This is a genomic window from Catalinimonas alkaloidigena, assembly GCF_029504655.1.
GTDB lineage: Bacteria > Bacteroidota > Bacteroidia > Cytophagales > Cyclobacteriaceae > Catalinimonas > Catalinimonas alkaloidigena.
In genome coordinates, this window is record NZ_JAQFIL010000001.1 from 3,386,423 (window position 1) to 3,409,383 (window position 22,961).

General features: G+C 41.1%; 14 protein-coding genes. 4 read left to right on the forward strand and 10 right to left on the reverse strand.

Annotated elements, in window-relative coordinates; genetic code table 11:
* Positions 1 to 12: 12 nt before the first annotated feature.
* Entirely contained in the window at positions 13 to 1,740 is a 1,728-nt protein-coding gene (locus tag OKW21_RS13810; protein WP_338130052.1) for an FAD-dependent oxidoreductase, read from the forward strand.
* Positions 1,741 to 1,803: 63 nt separating this feature from the next.
* Here the strand turns inward: OKW21_RS13810 and OKW21_RS13815 are convergent, their stop codons facing one another.
* Positions 1,804 to 3,024, reverse strand: a complete 1,221-nt coding sequence (locus OKW21_RS13815) for an ROK family transcriptional regulator (RefSeq protein WP_277480159.1) — start codon at positions 3,022 to 3,024, stop codon at positions 1,804 to 1,806.
* A gap of 357 nt (positions 3,025 to 3,381) precedes the next feature.
* On the opposite strand from OKW21_RS13815, the gene OKW21_RS13820 reads away from it, so the two are divergent.
* The gene (locus OKW21_RS13820) at positions 3,382 to 4,377 is read left to right on the forward strand and encodes an alpha/beta fold hydrolase (RefSeq protein ID WP_277480160.1); all 996 of its coding nucleotides are present in this window, start codon (positions 3,382 to 3,384) and stop codon (positions 4,375 to 4,377) included.
* On the opposite strand, the gene ypfJ is transcribed toward OKW21_RS13820, so the two are convergent.
* Together ypfJ and OKW21_RS13830 are read right to left on the reverse strand one after the other, a co-directional pair.
* Complete coding sequence (ypfJ, locus tag OKW21_RS13825) at positions 4,378 to 5,220, reverse strand: KPN_02809 family neutral zinc metallopeptidase (protein ID WP_277480162.1); 843 nt, start codon at positions 5,218 to 5,220, stop codon at positions 4,378 to 4,380.
* Positions 5,221 to 5,340: 120 nt separating this feature from the next.
* Complete coding sequence (locus tag OKW21_RS13830; RefSeq protein WP_277480163.1) at positions 5,341 to 6,237, reverse strand: alpha/beta hydrolase; 897 nt, start codon at positions 6,235 to 6,237, stop codon at positions 5,341 to 5,343.
* Between the two features lie 176 nt (positions 6,238 to 6,413).
* Here OKW21_RS13830 and OKW21_RS13835 point away from each other — a divergent pair, with 176 nt between their 5' ends.
* Positions 6,414 to 8,684, forward strand: a complete 2,271-nt coding sequence (locus tag OKW21_RS13835; RefSeq protein WP_277480164.1) for an aconitate hydratase — start codon at positions 6,414 to 6,416, stop codon at positions 8,682 to 8,684.
* A gap of 109 nt (positions 8,685 to 8,793) precedes the next feature.
* On the opposite strand, the gene scpA is transcribed toward OKW21_RS13835, so the two are convergent.
* Together scpA and OKW21_RS13845 are read right to left on the reverse strand one after the other, a co-directional pair.
* A complete protein-coding gene (scpA, locus tag OKW21_RS13840; RefSeq protein WP_277480165.1) occupies positions 8,794 to 10,932 on the reverse strand; it encodes a methylmalonyl-CoA mutase in 2,139 nt (712 codons plus the stop codon).
* 1 nt (position 10,933) lies between these two features.
* Positions 10,934 to 12,754: a methylmalonyl-CoA mutase family protein gene (locus tag OKW21_RS13845; protein WP_277480166.1), complete on the reverse strand. Its 1,821-nt coding sequence runs from the start codon at positions 12,752 to 12,754 to the stop codon at positions 10,934 to 10,936.
* A 629-nt stretch (positions 12,755 to 13,383) separates the two neighbouring features.
* Here OKW21_RS13845 and dnaA point away from each other — a divergent pair.
* Entirely contained in the window at positions 13,384 to 14,838 is a 1,455-nt protein-coding gene (dnaA, locus tag OKW21_RS13850; protein WP_277480168.1) for a chromosomal replication initiator protein DnaA, read from the forward strand.
* Between the two features lie 110 nt (positions 14,839 to 14,948).
* Here dnaA and OKW21_RS13855 read toward each other — a convergent pair whose 3' ends face one another.
* The 5 genes from OKW21_RS13855 to OKW21_RS13875 form a co-directional block, all read right to left on the reverse strand.
* Entirely contained in the window at positions 14,949 to 16,202 is a 1,254-nt protein-coding gene (locus tag OKW21_RS13855; protein WP_277480169.1) for a metallophosphoesterase, read from the reverse strand.
* A gap of 75 nt (positions 16,203 to 16,277) precedes the next feature.
* Positions 16,278 to 19,694 carry an efflux RND transporter permease subunit gene (locus tag OKW21_RS13860; protein WP_277480170.1) on the reverse strand — a complete coding sequence of 1,139 codons (3,417 nt, stop codon included), beginning with the start codon at positions 19,692 to 19,694 and terminating at the stop codon, positions 16,278 to 16,280.
* 17 nt (positions 19,695 to 19,711) lie between these two features.
* Positions 19,712 to 20,911, reverse strand: coding sequence for an efflux RND transporter periplasmic adaptor subunit (locus OKW21_RS13865; RefSeq protein ID WP_277480172.1), 1,200 nt, complete (start codon positions 20,909 to 20,911; stop codon positions 19,712 to 19,714).
* A gap of 22 nt (positions 20,912 to 20,933) precedes the next feature.
* The gene (locus tag OKW21_RS13870) at positions 20,934 to 22,343 is read right to left on the reverse strand and encodes a TolC family protein (RefSeq protein WP_277480174.1); all 1,410 of its coding nucleotides are present in this window, start codon (positions 22,341 to 22,343) and stop codon (positions 20,934 to 20,936) included.
* The gene (locus OKW21_RS13875) at positions 22,333 to 22,953 is read right to left on the reverse strand and encodes a TetR/AcrR family transcriptional regulator (RefSeq protein WP_277480175.1); all 621 of its coding nucleotides are present in this window, start codon (positions 22,951 to 22,953) and stop codon (positions 22,333 to 22,335) included. Before OKW21_RS13875 ends, OKW21_RS13870 begins: the two co-directional genes overlap by 11 nt.
* Between the last annotated feature and the right edge of the window lie 8 nt (positions 22,954 to 22,961).

A 22,961-nucleotide genomic window follows, 5' to 3' on the forward strand; every position in this document is an offset into this window, starting at 1 on the left:
TATAAAAGCAACATGATGAAAAGAAGAGATTTTATGGGTATGGTAACTGCCGGGGGCGCTGCAGTTGCCTCTGCCCCCTTGTCAGGCCTTGCCGCATCACCCCTGGGGAGATCATCTTACCACCGGGTACAAAAAGGTGAGCAAGCGCTTAAAGCAGATGTGATAATTGCCGGTGGAGGCCTGGGTGGCTGCGCTGCCGCTCTGGCTGCTTTACGTAACGGACTGAGCGTTATCCTCACAGAAGAAACTGACTGGATAGGTGGACAGCTGACGCAGCAGGGAGTTCCTCCCGACGAGCATCAGTGGATTGAAAGTCACGGAGCCACCCAATTGTACCGCGATTTCAGGTCCGCCATCCGCAACTATTACAAACAGCACTACCCACTGACAGAAGAAGCCAGAGCGCGGGAAAACCTGAATCCCGGAGATGGGTCAGTCTCCCGTCTATGTCACGAACCCCGGGTAGCCCTGGCGGTATTAAACAATATGTTTGCCCCATATATCAGCAGCGGAAAGTGTGCGTTGCTCCTAGAACACCAGGTGAAAAAGGCAGAGGTCCAGGGCGACAGGGTACAGGCCCTGCATGCAGTCAGCAAGCGTAGCGATAAAGCAACAGTGCTCACTGCACCATATTTTGTGGATGCTACTGAGTTGGGCGACCTATTGCCACTGACCGGTACCGAGTTTGTGACAGGTGCCGAAGCTAAAAGTGATACCCGTGAGCTGCATGCCTCAGAAACAGCCCGACCCGATAACCACCAGGCTTTTACGGTTTGCTTTGCCATGGATTATGTGCCTGGCTCCGATCAGGTCATTGATAAACCCCGTGAATATAATTTCTGGCGCAATTTTGTGCCGGAAATGACACCTCCCTGGCCGGGCAGGCTGCTGGACCTCACCTACAGCAGTCCCAGCACCCTAAAACCCAAAGCACTGGCCTTCCATCCCGAAGGCGTCTCTTACGGCGATACCCTTAATCTCTGGAATTACCGTAGGATTATCAATCAGCATAACTTCAGACCAGGTTTTTATCCGGGGGATGTAACCATCGTCAACTGGCCACAGAACGATTATGTGCTGGGTAACCTCACGGGTGGAGAGCATAACTTTCACGAAAATTTTGAAAGAGGTAAGCAGCTAAGCCTTTCGCTTTTCTACTGGCTGCAAACGGAAGTACCTCGCGAAGATGGAAAGCAGGGCTGGCCGGGGCTGCGCCTGAGAGGTGACCTGATGGGCACTGAAGATGGCTTGGCCAAGTACCCTTACGTTCGGGAGTCCAGAAGAATCAAAGCTATGTTCAGAATACTGGAAGAACATGTTGGACGTGAAAACCGCGCAATGGTAAGCGGGAAATCACCTGGAAACGTTAGTGCTGCCGACTTTTACGACAGTGTGGGCATAGGGTACTATCACATTGACCTCCATCCCAGCAGCGGTGGTGACAACTATATCGATTTTGGTTCCTTACCCTTCCAGATCCCATTGGGAGCCTTGCTGCCACAACGCATGGAGAATCTACTGCCTGCCAATAAAAATATTGGCACCACCCATATTACCAATGGATGTTATCGCTTGCATCCGGTAGAATGGAGCATTGGGGAAGCTGCTGGACTGCTGGTAGCTCAGGCACTTCGCCAAAAAACGTTACCGAGAGCTATTCGGGAGCAACAAGACAAACTGCAGGACTTTCAGCGATTTGTCAGGGCACAGGGGATAGAAACCCACTGGCCATCTTCCTAAATATCACTGTCGGTATTGTCAGAAATAAAGAAAGAGCCGCAGGACATTTTTCTGTGGCTTTTTTTAGGCAAGTAGTCTTTTCCATACCAGCAGACAGGCGCCGATCACCCCAGCCTGCTCCCCCAGCCTGGACATTTTCAATTCAGTAGCATTATTGAGCATGCTCAGCGAATATTTGTTCATGGCACTCCTGATGGGCAGTCTTATATAATCCTCAGTTTCAGCCAGACTCCCCCCCAGTATCACCAGTTCAGGATTGAATATATTGATTAGGAGGGCTATCCCTTTTCCCAGGTGCTCTCCTATTGTACCCAGCAGTTCAATGGCCAGCACATCATCGTGGTTGGCGGCATCTATGATGTGCTGCAGTTGTACTTCATTGGGAAGAATATTTTTGCGGGTAATGATGGAAGTAGATCCTTCGGTGAGCCGCTCCCTGAACATGCGGATCAGGGCAGAGCCTGATGCCTCAGTTTCCAGGCAACCTTTTTTGCCGCAATGGCAAATGATTTCGTTGTCAAAAAGAGGAATATGGCCAATCTCTCCGGAAAAACCTGACTTACCATAATACAACTCACCGTTAATCAAAATACCCATCCCTATGCCATAGTCAAGGTTCAGGAACAATACATCTTTCTCACCTTTCACATTACCTACACAAAATTCGCCATAGGCCATGGCCCGGGAGTCATTTTCTATAAACACACGTATGCCTACTTTCGCTTCTATGATACGGCTTAGGGGTTCTTCATTAAAGTAAAAAAAACTGTAGCTATATCCGGTAGCATAGTTGATACGTCCTGTGAGGTTCACTCCTACCCCCAGGATCTTGTCTTTGGGCACTGAAAGCTCACTGATAAACCGGTTGATGATCTGGCAAAGGCTTTCCAACGACTCCTGATTGTTTTTGAGCTGATAGGGCATGCCTGTTTCAACCTTGATCAGGTTTTTCTGTAAATCAGATACTCCGATATTGATATGGTTGTGTTTAACGTCTACGCCAATAAAAAAAGCTGAGTTTGGTACCAGACCATACAGATTGGGCTTACGTCCGCCAGTAGATTCTACTTTGCCATAATCCTGCACCAGTCCATCCTGTATCAGATCATTGATCAGCGTGGTAACTTTAGGAATGCTTAAATTGAGTTCTTTGCAGAGGTCAGAAATGGTAGCGTTGCCCACATTAGAAAAGTATCCCAGCACTATCTTCTTTAGATTCACATTTTTGTAGGCTACTCCGCTAACATTATCACTATTCAGTTCTTCCAGAAAAGGTTTATCCATAGAGGGTTTTCATTTCACTTTGCCCCTAAATATAAGCGATTTATCAGCAAATGGGCAGATGTTTTGTAAGTATCCATGATTAAGGCAGCAACTTCAGAGTGATGAACTGCATTGCCTGTCAGGGGTCGCCCATGCCATCGCTGAACTTTTGATGACTGTCTGAAGTGGGAAGGTAGACCGCTATATTTCTTATGAGAACATAGCACACATATTACTTTTGAAGCTGCCTTCAGCTAACAAATGGTGGTTTAGAATTCTAAACAATTCCCTGTGATTTTCAGAAATACACAGTATCCCGAATCACAGGAAAAAACTTAACCATTCCATGCATCTGTTGTTATTATGGAAAACTGAACTATGATACGTAAATTACTTTTTCTTCTATTATTCTTTTTACCTTTTTTATCTCTTCATGCACAGGATGTAAAACCTCTGGGCATTGCCCTGGAAAACTATGACTATCCTTTTCCTGTGAATTATATACAATTGGAACTTCAGGATGAAAGCCTGAAAATGGCTTATATGGATGTACAAGCTGAAGAAGCCAATGGTAAGACCGTAATGCTGATGCATGGCAAAAACTTCTGCGGAGCCTACTGGAGACAAGCCGCTCAGGATTTAAGTGAAGCCGGTTTCAGGGTCATCATTCCCGATCAGATTGGTTTTGGCAAGTCCTCCAAACCAGTAGATCTGCAGTATACTTTTCATCTGTTAGCACAAAACACCAAAAAGCTTCTGGATAGTCTGGGCATAGAAAATATTTCTGTTCTGGGTCACTCAATGGGCGGTATGGTAGCCACCCGCTTTGTGTTGATGTATCCTGAGATGGTAGATAAGTTGATTTTAGAAAACCCCATCGGATTGGAAGACTGGAAAGTAAAAGTACCTTATCATGCTGTGGATTACTGGTATGAACAGGAGCTTAAAAAGAATTACGAAAGTATCAAAAAGTATCAGCTAGAAAGCTACTATGATGGTAAGTGGGATCCTGCATATGATCAGTGGGTGAATATTCTGGCAGGCTGGACGCTCAGCCCTATGTATCCACAGGTAGCATGGAATGCCGCTTTGACATATGACATGATATTTACTCAACCTGTCGTGTATGAATTTGAGCATGTGCAAGCGCCAACTTTATTGATAATCGGACAAAGAGACCGTACTGCTTTGGGTAAAAACTGGGTAAGTGAGGAAGTGCGTGAAACGCTGGGCGATTATCCTGCGCTGGGAAAGGCAACCGCAGAAAAAATACCAGATGCCGAGTTGGTAGAATTGGATAATGTCGGTCACCTTCCCCACATTGAAGCCTATGAAAGGTTCATAGCACCTCTCCTATCATTTCTCAAGGATTAACTAAAGATTTGGAGCATTAAAAGTATCTCCCTGTGAGATGTCACCTGTTTCGTAGCCTTTTTTAAACCAGCGCATACGTTGTGCTGAAGTACCATGTGTAAATGCGTCGGGAACGACATGGCCCTGAGACTGCTTCTGGAGCCTGTCATCACCAATGGCGTTGGCAGCACGCAAGGCTTCTTCTATATCACCCTGCTCCAGAATATCATACATCTGATCGGCATGATGCGCCCATAGACCAGCAAAAAAGTCTGCCTGCAATTCCAGCCGAACAGAAAGTCTGTTGTATTCCGCTTCACCTAGCTGTCCACGCTGAGCCTGCACTTCTTTACTGATACCCAATAAGTTCTGAACATGATGCCCAACTTCATGAGCCACTACGTAAGCCATAGCAAAATCCCCCCCTGCTCCCAGCCTTTGACTAAGTGTTTTTTGAAAACTTAAATCTATATACACCTGCTGGTCTGCCGGACAATAAAATGGTCCGGTGGCTGCCTGAGCATAGCCACAGGCTGACTGGTCTGAGCCTGAGAAAAGCACCAGAGTAGGTTCCTGATACTGCCTTCCCTGTTGTTGGAAAACCTTGCTCCACACGTCTTCGGTATCAGCTAATACGACCGTAACAAACTCAGCCAAGGCGTCTTCTTCAGCACCAGTGGATTGGGTAGTGGTAGTAGTCTGCTGAGTAGCTACATTAAGTAAATCTGATGGGTCACCACCAAATAACATGACCAATACGATAAGTACCACAGTTCCCAAACCTCCACCAACAGCTATAGATTTACCCCGACCACCACGTCTGTCATCAACGTTAGTGCTCTGTCTTCTGCCTTTCCAGCGCATAATTTTCAGTTTAGATTGATTATGAAAGATAACCAATTCTGAAGCAATTGTTCTAGGCATTTTCAAGATTGCTCCACAAAAAATTCAACACCATACAGCTAGTGATTCCAAAGGCTCAATTTATTGGAAAAGTGGATCGGGCCGAAAACTGGCAGCACCTTTCAGGTAGCCCAAAGACTGAAGAAATAAATCTGTTTTGTATAGTGTATCCATAAAATATTTTCCCTCTTCTCGGTTCAGGTTAAAAAACCCGTGACTAGCTGCTTCATATTGAAATATTTGTAGGGGGACCAAGAGTGCGTCAAACTTTGCTGATAAAGAATAAATATTGCTTATGGGTACGGTAGTATCATCTTTCCCGTGAAAAATTTGAGTAGGAGGCATATTATTCTGCATCCTATGATAGGGAGATAAGTTAAGTGTATCTTTTCCTACTGCTTTAGCACCAAATCCTGCTGAAGTCGTGTTAACGACCGGGTTGAAAAGCAAGAGCGCATCCGGCATTGGACTTATGCTGGTATTGTCTTGCGGATCATCAAAATCTTCTAATGTTGCCGTACTCAAAGCCAGATGTCCCCCGGCTGATCCTCCTCCGGCAGCCAGTCTGCTGGTGTCTATTCCCAACTCATCAGCATGCATTTTTACATACCGCATAGCAGAGCGTGCATCCATTACAGCCTCCTGGGGTGTGGTTGCATGCACATTCCGAATACGGTAATCCGGCGTAATTGCTATTATTCCTCTGGAAGCCAGATATTTGCTTTGGGGAGCGAAATGCGTACGGCTCCCGCCAACCCATCCTCCGCCGAAGAAAAATACGACAGCAGGCAATTTGTGATCTGATTTATCCTCAGGATAGTAAATATCCATAGAGAGTTCAGCCTGAGGAGTTGTCTTATATATTACATTTTTGATGCGGTAGTGGGTGGTGTCAAGTGCTTGGGCGTGAGTTTGAAAACTCATCATTAGTACTACTAGTGAAAGGATTATTCGCATAGCCAGATTATTGAAACTCATCCTAAATAAGGTTAAAAATTTTACTATTTCCCAATTTGAGGCTAACTTACCGCAGTATATGAAATTCAGTGATTTCATAATAAAAATGTACATTAGATAGTACTTTTTCTTATTAATGATCACGATTTTTTAGATTAGTTTTTCATTTTCTCAAATTACTAAAAACCTTCACAAGCATGGCTTTTGACATTGACATGATCAAAGACGTGTACGCCCGTATGGGTGACCGTATTGATAAAGCACGTAAAATTGTAGGTCGTCCCCTGACCTTCACTGAAAAAATATTGTACGCCCACTTATACAAAGGCGATCCAACTGAAGCTTATGGCAGAGGCAAAGACTATGTTGACTTTCAGCCCGACCGGGTGGCTATGCAGGATGCTACAGCGCAAATGGCACTGCTTCAGTTTATGCAGGCGGGAAAAGATAAAGCCGCTGTTCCTTCTACCGTTCACTGCGATCACCTCATCCAAGCCAAAGTAGGCGCAATGCAGGACCTTAAAACAGCGGTAGAAACCAATAAGGAAGTATACGATTTCCTTTCTTCAGTTTCCAACAAATATGGAATCGGATTCTGGAAGCCGGGCGCAGGCATTATCCACCAGGTAGTACTAGAAAATTATGCTTTTCCCGGAGGTATGATGATTGGTACCGACTCTCATACGCCTAATGCCGGTGGTCTGGGAATGATCGCCATAGGTGTAGGTGGTGCTGATGCTGTAGACGTAATGGCGGGTATGCCCTGGGAGCTTAAATTCCCTAAACTGATCGGCGTAAAGCTTACCGGGAAAATGAGTGGCTGGACTTCCGCCAAGGATGTGATCCTGAAAGTTGCCGGCATCCTGACGGTTAAAGGTGGAACCGGAGCCATTGTGGAATATTTTGGTGATGGCGCTGATGGACTGTCTTGTACCGGTAAAGGAACAATCTGTAATATGGGGGCTGAGATTGGCGCGACCACTTCACTTTTCCATTACAGTAGCAAGATGAAAGAGTATCTGGAAGCTACTGACCGTGCTGATATCGCTGCTGAGGTAGAAAAAGTTGCTGACCATCTTCGTGCCGATCCCGAGGTATTTGAAGCTCCTGAAAAATATTATGATCAGGTAATTGAAATTGATCTGAACGAGCTTGAACCTCACGTAAATGGTCCTTTCACGCCTGATTTGGCGTGGCCGATTTCTAAACTGGCTGAAGCTGTGAAAAAGCATGAATGGCCTGAAGAAATTGAAGTAGGCCTGATCGGTTCCTGTACAAACTCTTCCTATGAAGACTTGACCAGAGCAGCTTCTATCGCCCAGCAGGCAATTGACAAAAATATTAAAGCCAAGTCAGAATACACCATAACGCCTGGTTCTGAAATGGTCCGCTTTACCGCCGACAGGGATGGCTTGTTAAATACTTTTGATCAGATGGGGGGCGTGGTACTCGCCAATGCCTGTGGTCCATGTATAGGACAGTGGGCTCGTCATTCAGATGATCCTGACAAGAAAAACACCATTGTTACCTCTTTTAACAGAAACTTCGCCAAGCGTAATGATGGTAACCCGAATACCCATTCATTTGTAGCTTCTCCTGAGTTGACAACGGCTTTAGCCCTTGCGGGTAGTTTGTCTTTCAATCCTTTAAAAGACACGCTTAAAAATGAAGCCGGTGAAGATGTTATGCTGGATGAACCTAAAGGGATTGAATTGCCTACCAAGGGATTTGCGGTTGAGGATGCCGGTTATCAGGAGCCTGCTAAAGATGGTAGCGGTTTGGAGGTTGTCGTAAAACCTGACTCAGACCGTCTTCAAATACTGACTCCTTTTGAGCCCTGGGAAGGTAATAACATTACGGGAATGAAGCTCCTGCTGAAAGCTTTTGGTAAATGTACTACCGACCATATTTCAATGGCAGGCCCGTGGTTGCGATATCGTGGTCATCTGGATAACATTTCCAATAACTGCTTTATTGGTGCGATCAATGCATATAACAAAGAAGCCAATAAAGTAAAAAGTCAAATCACGGGTGAATATGATGAGGTACCAGCTACTGCCAGAGGGTACAAGGCCAAAGGTATACCAACCATAGTTGTAGGTGACGATAATTACGGAGAAGGTTCTTCACGTGAGCATGCAGCGATGGAACCTCGTCACCTGGGTGTAAAAGTGGTACTGGTAAAATCATTTGCCCGTATCCATGAGACCAACCTTAAGAAACAGGGCATGCTGGCTCTGACTTTTGATAATCCGGCCGATTATGATAAGATACAGGAAGATGATACTATTGAGACTGTTGATCTTGATCAGTTCGCTCCTGACAAACAGGTAACCCTTAAGCTGATACATTCGGATGGTTCTGAAGACCTGATCAAAACGAACCACACTTACAATGAAAATCAGATAGAGTGGTTCAAATCCGGCTCCGCCCTGAACCTGATCAGAAAGCTGGAAGGTAAATCCTAAATAGCAAACTGTATGATATGAAACTCCACTCAGCAATGGGTGGAGTTTTTTTTGCTTCAACATGGTATTCGGGGCATATTCTGCACAATTAATGCTACAACGCCCAATCTTAAGACTTGTTCAAAGCCCTCAAAATTTCCTGAGCTGCTTTGGCGATCACAGTGCCCGGACCAAATATTTTCAACACGCCTGCATCATACAAAAATTCATAGTCGTTGGGTGGGATCACACCTCCGGCAATGATTTCAATATCCTCTCTACCAATCTTTTTTAACTCTTCTATCAGCTCTGGAATTAAAGTTTTGTGCCCACCTGCTAAGCTGGAAATACCGATCAAATGCACATCATTTTCAGCCGCTTGCCTGGCTACTTCCTCCGGAGTCTGAAATAATGGGCCTATATCTACATCAAAACCTAGGTCTGCAAAACTTGTAGCGATTACTTTAGCCCCCCTGTCATGTCCATCCTGTCCCATTTTTGCGACCATAATTCTGGGGCGACGCCCTTCTTCTTTAGCAAAGGCATCGGATAGTTTTCTAGCTTCTGAGAAATCCTGATTATTTGACACAGCTTTAGCGTATACTCCTGAAATGGTATTAATTGTTGCCTGGTAACGGCCAAAAGCCTTTTCCATGGCATCTGAAATCTCTCCTAAGGTAGCTCTTTTTCTGGCTGCTTCCACAGCCAGCGAAAGCAGATTACCTTCTTTGGTTTCTGCACATTTAGTTAAATCAGCAAGAGCCTGTTCAACATCCTTAGTATTCCTCCTGGTTCTGACTTCTTTCAAGCTCGCCACTTGTGCGGCTTTCACCCGGGTATTGTCTACCTCTCTCAGTTCAAAAGATTGATCTTCACCATGAGCATTTTCTATCCTGAAAAGATTCACACCTACAATGGATTCCTGTCCAGAATCAATATAAGCTTGTTTGCGTGCAGCCGCTTCCTCTATGCGCATCTTAGGCACGCCCTGCTCAATAGCCCTGGCCATTCCCCCCAACTCTTCCACTTCATGAATCAAGGTAAGTGCCCTTCGGCACAACGCATCAGTGAGATATTCTACATAGTAAGAACCTCCCCAGGGGTCTACGATATGGGTAATATCAATTTCTTCCTGTAAGAACAATTGCGTATTACGGGCAATGCGAGCAGAAAACTCTGTCGGTAAGGCGATGGCTTCGTCCAGTGAATTGGTATGTAAAGATTGGGTCCCCCCAAAAACTGCAGCCATCGCTTCTATGCAAGTTCTTGTTACATTGTTAAAAGGATCTTGCTCGGTAAGGCTATAGCCCGAAGTCTGACTATGGGCACGCAGAGCAAGAGATTTTGGGTTTTTAGGGTTAAATCCCTGCATGAGTTTAGCCCAAAGCAAGCGCCCGGCACGTAGCTTGGCGATTTCCATAAAATGATGCATACCAATACCCCAGAAGAAAGATAAACGGGGTGCAAATTCATCAACTTTCAAACCTGCATTCAGACCAGCTCTTACATATTCCAGGCCATCGGCCAGGGTATATGCGAGTTCGAGGTCGGCGGGAGCCCCGGCTTCATGCATATGATAACCGCTGATACTTATAGAATTGAATCGAGGCATATTCTGAGCAGTATAACTAAATAAATCAGCAATGATATGTAAGGAAGGCGCAGGTGGATAGATGTACGTATTACGCACCATAAATTCCTTCAGTATATCATTCTGGATTGTACCACTCAGCTGTTCTGTCTTTACCCCCTCTTCTTCGGCAGCTACAATAAAAAAAGCCATGACAGGAATTACTGCGCCATTCATCGTCATGGATACAGACATTTTATCTAAAGGAATCTGATCAAAGAGAACCTTCATATCTTCTACTGTATCAATAGCTACACCTGCCTTTCCTACATCACCCGCTACTCTGGGATGATCAGAATCGTACCCTCTATGCGTAGCCAGGTCAAAAGCTACGGATAAGCCTTTTTGTCCCGCAGCCAGGTTTTTACGATAAAACATATTGGATTCTTCAGCAGTAGAAAAACCCGCGTACTGCCTTATTGTCCAGGGACGAGAAGCATACATACTGGCATAAGGTCCACGTAGATAAGGTGGTAATCCTGCGACGAACTCCGTATGCTCTGCTTTTTTGATATCTCCCTTATTGTGTAATGAGAATATATCTATCTTCTCAGGTGAACTCCACCTTTTTTCACGTCTACTGAAATCAGGAGATGAAGTCTGCTTTGAAAACTTATGTTTGAAAAAATCTGGTTTCATTCTATAAAAATTTAATGCGCTTTAAAAAATTTTCTGCAAGCTCAGGCACATGTATTCCTTTATAAATGAACCCAAAAACTCCATACTCCTGGCGCCTTTTGGCTATCATCTCCGGTAAGCCTGCCAACAAGAAAGGCAGAGAATAATGCTTTGTGATCTGGAACAATTTTTCTGCAGTAAGAGAAGCATACGTAGTATCATCACTCACCAAAACTATCGCATCAAATTTTTTCAGCATATTTAGAGGATGCTCCATACTAAGCAATGTGCCCGAAAGTTCCTCAGAATTTATTCCTATTGCATGTAAAAAATCCTGAACAAAAGAACCTCTTACATTAATGGTAGCAGCGTTTGCCTTTTCATCTATGGACAATACACCAACCTTAGGTCTGGATTTGCCCTCAGCTACCTTCTTATCTACCTGAAATCTGATATTTTCAATGACAGCCGGTAAATTTATGTTTTCAATTACCTGATCAGTATTCATTGTCTGAGGGGGAAACTGGGCAGTTGATTTGCTACCCTTCATACTGAGATCAGCATAACGGTTAGAGCCTACGAAAATTTTTCTTTGTTCACTGACTTCCTGTCTTAGTTTAGCGGCATTTTTCCCGATATCATTTTGAAATTTACCTTTTTCAAAAGCGGCCATAAACCCACCTTCCTGTTCAATTTCCAAAAAATACTGCCAGGCTTTCTCAGCGATCTGTCTACTCAACTCATCCAACGCATAAGAACCATCTACGGGGTTTTGAACGAGCTCCATATGAGCTTCATGCTTTAGGATATGTGAGACATTTCTGGCTATACGCCGGGAGAAAGAATCTTCGGAAGAATTTTGCAGATCGTGTGGCTTGATAGCAACCTGATTACATCCTCCTAAAACAGCGGCCATGGCTTCAGATGTATTCCTCAGCATATTCGCGTAAATATCATAAGAAGATTTATTATAAGTTGATGAGAGGGCACGTAATGAAATCTTTTCCTGTAAGTCAAGCCCATAACATTTGGCCAGCTGATGCAAAAGATAACGAGTAGCTCTGTACCTGGCTATATCTACCAGATATGCTGAGCGAGTACCTAATGTCACTTCAAGATTACTAAAAAGTTGTTGCGCAGAATGCCCCTGGTCGGTGAGCTGATCAATATACTCGGCTACCAAATTGCATGTCAGAGCAACCTCTTGTATCACCGTTGCTCCGCAGTTTGAAAAGTGCCATGCATTAACACCTAATTTTTTTACCCCCGGTAAATTTCGCTTCAACAAGGCAGATAACTGCTCAATTCCTCGCTCCGTTTTCACCTTTTGAGTATAGTAGTTTTCTATTGCGTTCAGATATATGCTTCCTCGCATATTCTCAGGAAAGTACAATTTTTCTAATGCGCTATTTGATAAAAATCCCCAACAAATAGTTACACCATCAAGGAGAATATTTTCCAATAAAATGGAAGAATTTAAGTCTGATGACCAAGAGCTACAATCAAAATAAATAGACTCAGCACCTTGCTCAAGCATTTGCAATGCGAACTGATTAGCTTGTAGTATAGTCAACTGATCGTTCAGGAAAATGACTTCCTGAAATTCCCATGGCTTTGGGGTGTAAGCTTTGTGATGAATTTCAAATAAATCAAGATTATTTGCTTGATTAACTTCATCAGTATAGAAAGGATACATCTTGATTCCTTCTGCACTTTTCCCTTGCATAAGTTTATCAAAATCCTTACCTGTTAAATCAGTAGATGCCTGCTTGATCCATGAATCTTTATTTGCTTTTGCAAATGAAGTAAAAAGAGGGGAATCGTTATGGTAAAGTGATGACATGCAAAAAGTTAGGTAAAAAGTTAGAATAAATGAACCGAATTTAAAGATATGATAGAGTTTTATATCGCCTAAAAAACAAGTTAAAAAAGATTAAAAATCTTACATAATTAGGTCAAATTAAATATGAAAATACTAATATTTTATGATAATTATTGAATTGAAATTAAACTAAATTGCGTAATAAATTGATTGAATATGCAACTAATTTTTTATGCATTTTTTAATGGTATTTTGAAACAGCACGTCTACATAATTTCGTGAAAAAAATTTTAAAAAAAAATCATTCATTTGATCCTATACCTTCAATAGTAAATTGTAAATAACTGATTTATAATGTATTATACCTATCTACTTCAAGTAAAATATCATAAAATACAATATAACTATTACAATATTACATTATATAAATTTGTTATTGGATATGGGGATTTCAATTGCATTTTAGATTAAGTTTAGTGTCAAGAAAATGAGTGTTTTTTTGTTTTCTATTTTTTTTTCATTTTTACCAACCCTCGCAAGTTAATTCTCTAGTTAAGAACCTAATTTGTGAACATCAGTCAAACGAATTTCCGGCATAAATTTATAAATGCCACAAATTGATTATGCTTATGAGCCCTAACCCTATGCTGATGCAAAAAGATCATCAAATCATCTGGAACAACTGTTTACAGATCATTAGGGATAATGTTGGCGAGCAAAGTTTTAAGACGTGGTTTGCACCCATTAAGCCGTTACGCTTAGTCAATAAAACACTTACTTTACAAGTACCCAGTCAGTTCTTTTATGAATGGTTGGAAGAACATTATGTTTATTTGTTGAGAAAAGCCATTGACTCTGAAATTGGTTTAGATGGACAGCTTGAATATTCTGTGATTGTTGATCAGAACAGTCAAAAGAATAGGTCTTTATCAGTCAACACACCTAATACAAATACAAGCGAATCTCCAAACTCAAGAAATTTTGTAAAGAACAGGGCAGGTAGAAAACTTGCTACTCAACAAGATCGTGAATACGACGGTCCTTTTTCATTTCAGAACATTGAAAGCCTAAAGAGAGAATCTCATTTAAATGCAAAATATGATTTTGACTCTTATATAGAAGGTGACTGTAACAGACTCGCCAGATCGGCTGGATATGCTGTGGCTATGAAGCCCGGCAATACAGCTTTTAATCCATTGATGTTATATGGTGGTGTTGGCCTTGGCAAGACACATTTAGTTCAAGCCATAGGGAATGAGATCAAGAAAAGCTACGAAAATAAATTTATTCTGTATGTGTCTTCAGAAAAATTTACATCACAGTTTATAGAGGCTCTAAAAAATAATAATGTTCAGAAGTTTACCAACTTCTATCTTCAGGTAGAGGTGTTGATCATAGATGATATTCAATTCTTATCCGGAAAAGAAAAAACACAGGAAATATTCTTCCATATATTCAATCATTTACACCAGTCAGGCAAACAGATCATAATGACCAGTGACTGCCCTCCCAGAGATCTTCATGGGCTCACTGAAAGACTCATTTCCAGATTTAAGTGGGGGTTAACTGCTGATTTACAAACTCCGGATTTTGAGACAAGGATAGCAATCATACAACGTAAGATGCAGAATGATGGCATGTTTATTCCTGACAATGTTGTGGAGTATGTAGCTTATAATGTAGATACCAATGTTAGGGAGCTAGAAGGCATCCTGGTTTCGCTGATTGCGCATGCATCACTTAATGAAAGAAATATTGATCTGGAGCTAACCAAACAGATCTTAAAAAATATTATACAAAATTCTGAGCCTGAACTCAATGTAGACCAGATCCAGAAAACTACTTCCAAACAATTTAATATCACACTTGAAGATCTTAAATCTAAAACCAGGAAGAAAGAAGTGGTAGTGGCTCGTCAAGTAGCAATGTATTTATCTAAAGAATATACAAAGCATTCACTAAAAGTAATCGGTTATCATTTTGGTGGAAGAGATCATGCTACTGTAATTCATGCAGTGAAATGCGTACAGGAGATGATTGATAAAAATTCCATGATAGCAGAAGAAATCAGAAGCATAAAGACCAAGTTGAAAATTAAGAAGTGATTTTTTCTCAATGCACTTCTTAGTTTTTGTTCTCAGTAATTCCGGACAATAAGACTAACTCTCAGGGTAATGGCAAACTTCAAGCAGGTTTCGGTCAGCCATATTGTACCTTATGCTTTCTTTAATTCCATAATGGTGATTTCCGGTAATATTCCTATTCTCCCAGGAAACACTAAATAACCATATCCCCGATTTACGTACAGGTATTGTTCTTTCTCTTGATATAAACCAGCCCATTGTTTATAGCGGTATTGAACCGGGCTCCATTTGAAATCCCCTATCTCAATGCCAAATTGCATACCATGTGTATGTCCTGCAAACATGATATCAATATCTGTATACGATTGTCGAACCTGCGCATCCCAGTGACTTGGATCATGTGAAAGCAATAGCTTTACAGGAGCATCTTCGGTTCCTTTATATGCCTGATCCAGGTGACCATACTGTGTAAATCCACCCGTTCCCCAATTTTCTATTCCCAGTATAGCAATTTTATCACTCCCCTGCTGTATAAAGCGGTTTTCATTCATCAACAGGTCCCAACCCATTTGTTGATGTACCTGAATTAGGTTTTGTAGATTTTTCCTTTTCGCTTCAGCAGATTGCCAGTTGGTGTAGTCACCATAATCATGGTTTCCTAAGGTAGAGTATACCCCAAGTGGCGCTTTAACTTTACTGAAAATATTTTGATATTCTTTAACTTCATTAGCCGTATCATTAACTAAATCGCCAGTAAAAAAAACTAAATCAGGTTTCTCAGCCAATAGCATGTCTATTCCTCCTTCAACCGCCGTTTTATTGAAAAAACTGCCTGAATGAATATCGGAAATTTGTGCGAGTCTTATTCCATCAAAACTGGAAGGCAGATTTTTAAGGTAAACCGTATTCCTTCTTATTCTATAATTGTGAGCCCCTGAGATGATACCATAACTCATCGTTAAAGCTGGTACAGCAGTAACTATAAGGGAGGATTTCACTAAAAAGTCAGATCTAGAAATACCATCGTTATGCGTAGTAGCCGCCTCAGCGGTAGAGGGGGTAAATTGTGTCCAAACCCAGCGTACTGCTCTACCCACATCATCTATCAGCAGAAAAACCACACCAAAGATTTTGGAAAAGTAGTTGACAAAAATAAAAGAGAAGATGATCGTACGCATTTCTCTGCCCATTTCCGTCTTACCTCCTAAGTTGTAGTATAGCATTCCGCTTATGCTAATCAGGGTAATTGCCCAGTAAAGCACATAAATCACTTTTCTCCAGCTGCCTGATAATTCATCAATTACAGAACGAATAGCCTGAAAGACATACCAATCCATCATAAAGAAAAGAACTGCAACAATAGATACAAATGTCATTCTATTCATAAGGCTAATACTTTATTGATAAAAATAAACCCACCTATTTTTATAGATGGGTTTGGACCATTTTTATTGTTTAGGCTATGAAACTTTAGCCACCTTTCGTTTATCAAAAGCTTTCATTTTTAACTTATCAACCAGTAAATACATTACCGGTACAACTACCAGGGTAAGGAAAGTAGCGAAGACGAGTCCAAATATTACGGTCCATGCCATAGGCCCCCAGAAGTCAGCATTGAATCCACCGTAATAAATTTGTGGGTCAAAATCTGAAAGCAAAGTGAAGAAATTGATATTTAAGCCAATCGCTAATGGTATGAGTCCTAACACAGTAGTAATAGCTGTGAGTAACACCGGACGTAAACGTACTCTTCCCCCATCTATAATACTGCTTACAATTTCGTGATAAGGTAGCACCTCATCTTCCTTGACGCCTAATTCTGCTCTTCTTCTTTCTCTGATCAAATTAGTGTAGTCTATCAATACAATTGCATTATTTACTACTACACCTGCCAAAGAAATAATACCTATACCAGTCATGATCACTACGAAGCTCATATCAAATACTACCAATCCCAGAAACACCCCGATCGTACTTAAAAGAACGGATGCCATGATGATGAAAGGGGTTGTGACTGAGTTAAACTGAGCTACAATGATCAGGAAGATGGTCATTACCGCAATCAAAAGTGCTCGGATCAAAAACTGGCTTGACTCCTCCTGCTCCTGCTGCTCACCGGTAAAACTAACTTCATAACCTGCCGGAATATCCATTTCATTGATCAACTCCTGAATCTGCTGATTTATTTCTGTGGCATTGTATCCATCCAGTACATTGGAAAAAATAGTAATGACACGATCAGTATCTTTTCTTTTAACAGAACCATAAGTAGATGAGTATTCAACGTCCGCAACTGCAGAAATGGGGATCTGCTTAAGATTACCAAATTTGTCACGAAAAGTAACTTTCTGATTTATCAAAGCATCCACATCATAGCGGTAATCATCACTGAGTCGTAAGTTGATTGGATAATCATCTTCTCCATCTTTGTATTTAGACACTTCATTACCAAAGAGGGCCGTCCTTAATTCGGTAGCAATGGTAGATGTTGACAGGCCAAATCTTCGGGCTTTTTCCCGGTCTATGTCTACTAACAACTCAGGTTTACCAGTCTCAAGGTCAGTTTTTAGTTCTTCTATCCCTCCAATGTTCGCATTTTCAATGTTGGCCCTTATCTGATCTACCAGCGTTATAAGCTTATCATATTGCTCACCTTTCACCTCAATGTTAATTGGTTTTCCTACCGGAGGGCCAACCGGATTTTTATCTACAGAAACCTGAGCACCTGGATACTCTCCTATGGCATCTCTCATTTGTTCCATCAATTTCGTTGTGGAAACTCCTTTACGGAGTTCATAATCTACAAACGAAACAGTGACTTTGGATTTATGGGGTGTGTTGCCCGGACTAGGTCCTTGTGATGGATCGCTGGCACCTTCTCCCACCTGAGAAATTACCGATTCAACCACATAATTATACTCATCCAAAACCGCAAAAACTTTATCTTCTACGCTTTCTGTCAGCTCATTGGTTATGTCTATATCTGTTCCAATGGGTCTTTCAATAAAAATATTTACGTAGTCCGGATCACTACTCGGGAAGAACTCAACCTTTGGCTGTTTCCAACCTACTAACATGATAGAGAACACCAAAAGGCCGACAGTACCAAAAAAGATAAAAAAAGGATGCAGGCCACGTAAAGCAAAATTCACTGTTCTGGAATAGTACTTCTCAAGACGAGTCAGAAACACATTCTGGAACCAATCAATGGCGGGAGAAAGTAAGTAAAGGTTAAACGGTATTAGTAATGCACCGAGCATTAAAAGATTTGCTATAGTAAAATTACTAACGATATAAAACACGATAGCAATAGTGGCTAATGATGCTGCTACAATCCACAACCTTCTTCTTTTCTTTCTGTCAGGATTTGTTTTTAGCTTCATGAACATAGATGTAAGCACCGGATTGATAACCAGCGCCACAAAAAGTGATGAAGATAAAACTACAATCAATGTAATGGGAAGAAAGCGCATGAACTCACCAATCAATCCACTCCAGAAAGCAAGCGGTAAAAATGCCGCCAGCGTAGTTGCCGTAGAAGTAATAATTGGTAAAGCTACCTCTCCCACTCCTTCTTTAGCAGCCCGAATCGAAGAATATCCTTCTTCCATCAACCTGTAAATGTTTTCAACCACTACAATTCCATTATCAACCAGCATACCTAAGGCAAGTATCAGTGCAAAAAGTACCATCAGGTTAATGGAAATGCCGAAGAAATTGAGGAGCATAAAAGACATCAACATTGAAAGTGGTATAGCTATACCTACAAAAAGTGCGTTTCTTAGATTCATAAAAAACGCCAGCACTAATACGACTAAGATTACCCCCGAGATGATGCTGTTTTCTAGATTATTTAATTGTATACGGGTGTATTTTGACTGATCATTTGTAATGACAATATCAAGGGCCTCAGGAAATCGTACTTCTTCCGCCTTCGCTATGATTTCCTTTATTTTATCGGAAGCGTCAATCACATTGGCACCGTTTCTTTTCACCACATCCAATGTCACTACCGGATCACCATTACTCCTAGCGTAACTACTTCTTTCTTCGTAAGTATCTTCTACGTTTGCTACATTTTTGAGGTATACAACCTCATTATCTTCGTTTTTAATTACAACATCACCTATTTGAGATACATTGTCAAACTCGCCTATCACACGCAGAGACCTGCGAAACTCACCTGCCTTAAGGTTTCCTCCAGAAATAGTTACGTTTTCAGCGGCGATTGCATTCTGAATATCTGAAAATGATACTTCTAGAGATTCCATTTTATATGGGTCTGCCTCTATGCGAATCTCTCTTTCTAATGCACCGCTGATATTTGCTTCCTGTATTTCTCTGAGCCCCTCTATTTCATCCTGAAGATATTCTGCGTATTGCTTCAGCTCATCCAGACTATATTCACCAGAAATATTAATGAACATGATTGGTAAGTCTGATAGATTGACCTCAAATACATTTGGGTCTTGATCCAGATCATTAGGAAGCTCGCTTTTTGCCTGATCAACTGCGTCTTTTACATCTTGTAAAGCCCGGGATATATCAATATCCGGTGAAAACTCCACAATTACAGTTGAGTAATCTTGTATAGAAGTAGAGGATACATTGTCCAGGCCATTGATGCCCTTAATTTCTTTCTCTATAGGGCGTGTTATGAGGTTTTCAATGTCTACTGGTGAGTTGCCTGGATAAGGAGTACCGACATATATTGTTGGAATTACAACTTCAGGGAAGTTTTCCTTCGGCATACTGATGTAGGATATGACACCCATCACTATAATAATGAAGGATAATATAATAACACTTGTCCGGTTGTTGATGGATAATGAGCTTAAACCGAACTCCCGTATAAGTTGATTTTTATTTTGATCCATGAATACTATTATTTGAATTATTCAGTACTTGGAGAGCTTGCATTCAAAGACTGGATACTACTGCCACCATCAGTTCTTACCATTACTCCTTCGGCGACATTTCTGAAACCCTGGTCAATCAGCCGTTCATCCCCAGAGAGCCCTGATTCCACCATGGTCTGGTTCTGATAAGTTTTCCCGATAGTGATATGTTTTTTCTGAGCTACTAGTCCCTCTCCATTTTCTACTGATGAGGCCACATAGACAAAGTCACCCTGATTATCATTTTGAATCAGGTTGGTAGGAATTATATTAGCATTTTGTTGTTCAAAATCTTTAAGTCTTAGTTCAGCAAGCATGTTAGGCCTGAGTGAAGATTCATCACCAGGGATTTTCACTTCAATAGAATAAGTGCGGTTATTCTGATTGATTACCTGACCAACTGAGCTAATAGTAGTATACGTAGTTTTGTCTAAGGTAGGGAAATGGACCTCAACAGAATCCCCTTTCTCAAACTGTCCAAGATATGCTTCAGAAATATTGGCTTTGATAAACATATTGCTAAGGCTTACCAGGCGTAACATAGGAACACCTGGCTGTGCCATTTCTCCTTCTTTCACGAATACTTCATCAACCGTACCTGAAAATGGAGCGAGTATAATATAGTTACTAAGCTGTGCATTCAAACTTGCCAGCTTACGTTCTAAGGATTCTTTAGCATTCTTCGCTTCTAAATACTGAAACTCAGTACCAATGTTCTGCTCCCACAGATTTGCTTGTCTGTCAAAGCGAGTTTCAGCCAATTCCAATGAAGTTTTTATTTCATCTATGTTTGTTCTGATGGTCTCAGCGTCCTGTGTAATCAGCACCTCACCTTTACGAACACTTTTTCCTTCAGTAGCAGGTACCTTGACTACCATAGCTGGTACCTGAGCGCTAACTGTAACATTGCGGCGAGATGTTACTTCTCCTCTTACTTCTACATAATGCTTAAATGTAGTTTCTCTGATAGGAATAGTAGTTACCAATGTGGCATTTCTATCAGTTGAAGAGACAAATGTAGGATCATTGGAAGCAATATCTTCTTCCAAAGATTTTACTTTTGATTCTAATGCTTGAATCTGACTCTTATAGTCTTGGATCTGTTGTTTCTTAGCTTCCAGGTCTCCTGTTTCATTACTACATCCGTAAACACTCAGAATCAGTACAGTAATTATTAGGGCTCTTACTTTATTCATTTCAATAATTCTTAAAACTATTTTAGTTTGATTCAGGGTCTTCAATTAAAACTCCCAATGCTTTTTGTAAATCTACTTTAGCGATCAAAGCATCATACATAGCGCTATAGTAATTGGTTTCAGCTTGTTCAAGTGCATATTGGGCATCAGTTACTTCTAAATTAGAACCTACACCTTCTTGATATTTTATTTTTGTAACTCTGAATACTTCTTCAGCCAACTCCAGATTTTCACGCTGTACCTCCAAATTTTCAACATTATTTTCCAGTTCAACCCTAGCCTGAATAATTTCCAGGTCAATGCTGTTCATAAGCAAATTTCTTGAGTTTTGGAGCTGTTGTAGCTGAAGCTTATTTCTCTGTATCCGGTTATATTTCAAAAAACCATCAAAAATGGGTATGCTTAGATTGATTCCCCATGAGCCCAATTCATTCCAGCGGCTCAAATCAGAAAGACGCCCCAGATTATCAGCTCCATTATTGTAACCAAAATTAGCATTGGCAGTAAGCTTAGGTAGGTATTGGGTACGGTTATTTTTTATATCCAACTCTACTAATTCCTTATTTTGTTGAAGCTGTGAAAACTCAAACCTGTCTTCGTATTGAAACTCGCTTTCATCTTCCACTGACCAGTTTTCTTCTATATCTTTTATTGTTTCAGACAATTCAATCTCAGTATCTATAGGCATTCCCATTTGAAATTTAAGTGTCAGTAAGCTAACTTCAGTGGAACGAATAGCATTGTTGTATTGCGTTTTGGCATTGTTGTATTGCACTTTAATACGGTCTACATCAATTTTTTCAGCAAACCCATTTTCAAACATGAGAGTGGTCTCGTTTAACAATGAATCCAGTCGCTGATAGTTACTTTCTAGATCAGCCGTTCTTTCTTTAGTCACTAAGGCAGTATAATATGCTTTTGAAACCTGCTCAGCAATATTGCTCTTGGTCAGGAGGTAATCCTTTCTGGTAAGTTCTGCAAATGCTCTGGCTGCTTTCAAACCTACAAAATAAGAACCATCAAAAATCATCTGACTGGCATTGATTGTGGCATTGGATTGATGCTGAATACCAAACCTTAAAGCCACTTCTTCATCGGAAGGTGTTTGTCCTCCATTGCCACCCCCTCCTCCAATGAAGTCTCCCGCTCCGGCTGGAAGATAAACTGTGGGTACTGCAAAATTATTTGTGTAAACAACAGAAGCATCAATTTGTGGTAGCCCCTGGGCTTTGGTAACACCTACATCAGCTTTGGCAATCTGAATATCAAGTAATGCATTTTGAATATTTTCACTATTCACAAAAGCATATTCCAGACAATCTTCCAGGCTCATTGCTTCGGTCATAGTAGTGGTATCTGACTCCTGTGCTGGAAGTTGGAATACAATAACAATGAATAATACTGCTAAAACAGTAGAAAATTTACTTTTCATTAGAGTTCTTTTTTTCCTGATAAAGATATAAAGTGTCCAAACCTTTTCTTGTCAAAATCCCATGTACGAAATGATCAAACAATTGATTTTGTACCATCTTAAAATTGAACTTATCCCTCGGAAATAAATCTGCGTCATAAGCCATTTGCATCTCTTCTAACCGTAGCAGAGATAAAACTTCAACATCTATCTCACTCCTGATAAAACCTTCTTCTATTCCGCGATTAAGGGTATCTATTAATGAAAACAAAAAAACATTTTCCTTGAATCTGAGGTATATCTCCCAAGCGTTTCTATGGTACCTTTGCAGGTCAAAAAGTACGGAAGGATTCACGCTTTGACCATGTTCACGAATATATTTGGATAGAAGTATCAACTCATGAATAACATCATTGGCTTCTGTTTTAATCCGGTTGATCTGCTCACCTTCTCTTTCCATTACCCTTTCAGTAACAAGGCAAACAATTTCATCCTTATCTCTAAAATGTTGGTAGATTGTTTTCTTGGATATCGCTAGCTTTTTAGAAATGTCATCCATAGTGACACTTCTTACTCCATAAGCTAAAAAAAGGCCTTCTGCTACTTGTGCAATTTGTTCTTTACTCTCCACTTCTATTC

Excerpts from the sequence above, each read along its gene's own strand:
- OKW21_RS13810 (WP_338130052.1), top strand. The coding sequence starts at position 13 with ATGATGAAAAGAAGAGATTTTATGGGTATGGTAACTGCCGGGGGCGCT.
- OKW21_RS13815 (WP_277480159.1), bottom strand. The coding sequence starts at position 3,024 with ATGGATAAACCTTTTCTGGAAGAACTGAATAGTGATAATGTTAGCGGA.
- OKW21_RS13820 (WP_277480160.1), top strand. The coding sequence starts at position 3,382 with ATGATACGTAAATTACTTTTTCTTCTATTATTCTTTTTACCTTTTTTA.
- ypfJ (WP_277480162.1), bottom strand. The coding sequence starts at position 5,220 with ATGCGCTGGAAAGGCAGAAGACAGAGCACTAACGTTGATGACAGACGT.
- OKW21_RS13830 (WP_277480163.1), bottom strand. The coding sequence starts at position 6,237 with ATGAGTTTCAATAATCTGGCTATGCGAATAATCCTTTCACTAGTAGTA.
- OKW21_RS13835 (WP_277480164.1), top strand. The coding sequence starts at position 6,414 with ATGGCTTTTGACATTGACATGATCAAAGACGTGTACGCCCGTATGGGT.
- scpA (WP_277480165.1), bottom strand. The coding sequence starts at position 10,932 with ATGAAACCAGATTTTTTCAAACATAAGTTTTCAAAGCAGACTTCATCT.
- OKW21_RS13845 (WP_277480166.1), bottom strand. The coding sequence starts at position 12,754 with ATGTCATCACTTTACCATAACGATTCCCCTCTTTTTACTTCATTTGCA.
- dnaA (WP_277480168.1), top strand. The coding sequence starts at position 13,384 with ATGCAAAAAGATCATCAAATCATCTGGAACAACTGTTTACAGATCATT.
- OKW21_RS13855 (WP_277480169.1), bottom strand. The coding sequence starts at position 16,202 with ATGAATAGAATGACATTTGTATCTATTGTTGCAGTTCTTTTCTTTATG.
- OKW21_RS13860 (WP_277480170.1), bottom strand. The coding sequence starts at position 19,694 with ATGGATCAAAATAAAAATCAACTTATACGGGAGTTCGGTTTAAGCTCA.
- OKW21_RS13865 (WP_277480172.1), bottom strand. The coding sequence starts at position 20,911 with ATGAATAAAGTAAGAGCCCTAATAATTACTGTACTGATTCTGAGTGTT.
- OKW21_RS13870 (WP_277480174.1), bottom strand. The coding sequence starts at position 22,343 with ATGAAAAGTAAATTTTCTACTGTTTTAGCAGTATTATTCATTGTTATT.